This window comes from Aeromicrobium sp. Leaf272, from assembly GCF_001422865.1.
In the GTDB taxonomy this organism is placed as follows: Bacteria; Actinomycetota; Actinomycetes; order Propionibacteriales; family Nocardioidaceae; genus Aeromicrobium.
Genome location: NZ_LMMY01000011.1, coordinates 358,329 through 360,639, shown reverse-complemented (window position 1 = coordinate 360,639; position 2,311 = coordinate 358,329). Strand labels below are relative to the sequence as shown.

General features: G+C 73.7%; 3 protein-coding genes. All 3 read left to right on the top strand.

Annotated features, from left to right (window positions below; genetic code table 11):
- A partial coding sequence (locus ASF38_RS08810) for an alpha/beta fold hydrolase (RefSeq protein WP_235497568.1) occupies window positions 1-575 on the top strand: 575 nt, incomplete at its 5' end.
- On the top strand, window positions 560-1,330 hold the full coding sequence (locus ASF38_RS08805; RefSeq protein WP_082480635.1) for an enoyl-CoA hydratase-related protein: 771 nt from the start codon (window positions 560-562) through the stop codon (window positions 1,328-1,330). The genes ASF38_RS08810 and ASF38_RS08805, both read left to right, overlap by 16 nt.
- Complete coding sequence (locus ASF38_RS08800; RefSeq protein WP_056575171.1) at window positions 1,327-1,995, top strand: nitroreductase; 669 nt, start codon at window positions 1,327-1,329, stop codon at window positions 1,993-1,995. Before ASF38_RS08805 ends, ASF38_RS08800 begins: the two co-directional genes overlap by 4 nt.
- The last annotated feature ends 316 nt before the right edge of the window (window positions 1,996-2,311 follow it).

The following is a 2,311-nucleotide window of genomic DNA, read 5'->3' as shown; positions in this document are numbered from 1 at the left end:
CCCGTCCCCCTGCCGTCGTCGGCCACAGCATGGGCGGGTTCGTGGCCCTCACCACCGCCCGGGACCACGGCGCCGCACTGGCCGGGGCCGTCGCGATCGACTCGCCGGTCCGCGAGATGTCGAGCGAGGCGCGAGCGTGGATCGCCTCGCACGGCGTCATCCCCGCCCCCAAGCTGCACCCCGATCGTGAGGCGATCCTCGCCCGGTTCCGCACGCTCCCGGCCGACGACGCCACGCTCGACTTCGTGCACCGCCACATCGCCGAGGGATCCGTGCGCGAGGTCCCGGCGTCCGACGGGGAGCCCGGGGGGTGGCGCTGGAAGTTCGACCCACGCATCTTCCTGCGGTCGCGCATGGAGCCCGAGGAGCTCGCCGAGGCGGCCTGCCCGGTGGCGCTCCTGCGCGGAGACCGCGGGATGGCCACGTCGGACATCACCGACGCCGTCGCCGAACGGCTCGGCGGGCACGTGCCGGTGACGGTCGTGCGAGACTCCGGGCACCACGTGATGCTCGACCAGCCGCTGGCGCTCACCGCCGCCGTGCAGGCCATCATCGGAGAATGGAGACGCCCGTGACGAGCGACCCGACCAGCACCGAGCTGCTGCTCGACACCACCGAGGGCATCCTCTCGATCACCTTCAACCGTCCCGACGTCATGAACGCGCTCGACGGGGCCATGCTCGAGAGGGCCGCCGAGGCCGTCGAGACCACCGACGCCCGCGTCGTCGTGGTGACCGGCGCGGGCCGTGCCTTCAGCGCCGGCGCGGACCTGCGTCGGCTCGAGCGGGGCGGCACGCACGAGAACGGCAACCGGCTCGTGCGCGCACTGGTCTCGACGGACCGCCCGGTCGTGGCCGCGGTGAACGGCCCCGCCGCCGGCATCGCGATGTCAGTGGCGCTGGCCGCCGACGTGACCGTCGCCCACGAGTCGGCCTACTTCCTGCAGGCGTTCGTCAACATCGGCCTCATGCCCGACGGCGGGGCGACCGAGCTGCTCGCCGCGTCGGTGGGTCGGGCCCGGGCCAACCGCCTCTCGCTGCTGGGCGAGCGGCTCCCGGCCGCCGAGGCGGCGCAGATGGGACTCATCGACCGGTGCTGCGGCGACGACTACGCCGAGCAGGTGGCCGAGCTGGTCGCGAAGCTGGCCAACGGCCCCACGGCCGCGTACGCCGCCACCAAGCAGGCCATCGCCGCCAACACGCTGCGCCACCTCGACGAGACGTTGGACCGCGAGCTGCGCCTGCAGCGGGAGCTCGCCGACACGGCGGACTCGAAGGAAGGCATCCAGGCGTTCCTGGACAAGCGCGCCGCCGGGTTCGTGGGCCGATGAGCGAGAGCCGGATCGAGGCCCTCGAGGCGCTCCTGGAGGAGCGCTGGAGCTGCCGCGGATACACCGACGAACCGGTCGAGGCGGCCACCATCGAGCGGCTGCTGACCGCCGCGCAGCGCACCCCGTCGTGGTGCAACACGCAGCCGTGGCACGTGGTGGTGACCGCCGGAGGCGAGACCGAGCGGCTCAAGCAGGCCATGGCCGACGACGAGCGCTTCGGCCCCGACCTGACCTTCCCGGAGTCCTACGAGGGCGTGTACGCCGAGCGTCGGCGCGAGTCGGGCTGGCAGCTGTACGAGGCGGTCGGCGTGGTGAAGGGCGACCGGGCCGGGTCCGCCGCCCAGACGATGCGCAACTTCGAGTTCTTCGGCGCCCCGCACGTCGCGATCGTCACCACGACCCGCTCGCTCGGCGTGTACGGCGCGATCGACTGCGGTCTGTACGTGCAGTCCTTCCTGCTCGCGGCCCAGGCCCTCGGTCTCGGCGCCTGCGCGCAGGCGGCCCTGGCCATGCGCTCGGAGCTGCTGCGCGAGTGGTTCGACCTCGACGACGACCGTCAGGTGGTGTGCGGCATCTCCTTCGGCCACCCCGACCCCGACCACCCCACCGCCTCCTACCGCACCTCCCGCGCGTCGCTGGACGAGGCGGCCGAGCTGCGGCTCTGACTCCGCCCTGCGGCTGCGCCTCGGCGGGTGGGTCTGGTCCTGCGGCGCCACTGCTCGGGTGGGTCTCGTCGTGCGGCTGCGCTGCTCGGGCGGGTCTCGTCGTGCGGCTGCGACTGCTCGGCTGGGTCGTGTCCTGCGGCGGCGCTGCCTCGGCCCCGCGTCGACCTGCGCTCCGAAAGGGGCCTCGACCGGCGGCGGGGTGCGCGCTCGGCCCGGGTTCTCGGGGCGCGGGTACCGCACGATGATGCGTCCGGGGCGTCCTGACCGCTTCGTTGCCCTGTCGTGCGTCGGTCGGGGCCGTCAGAGGTAGGTGGCG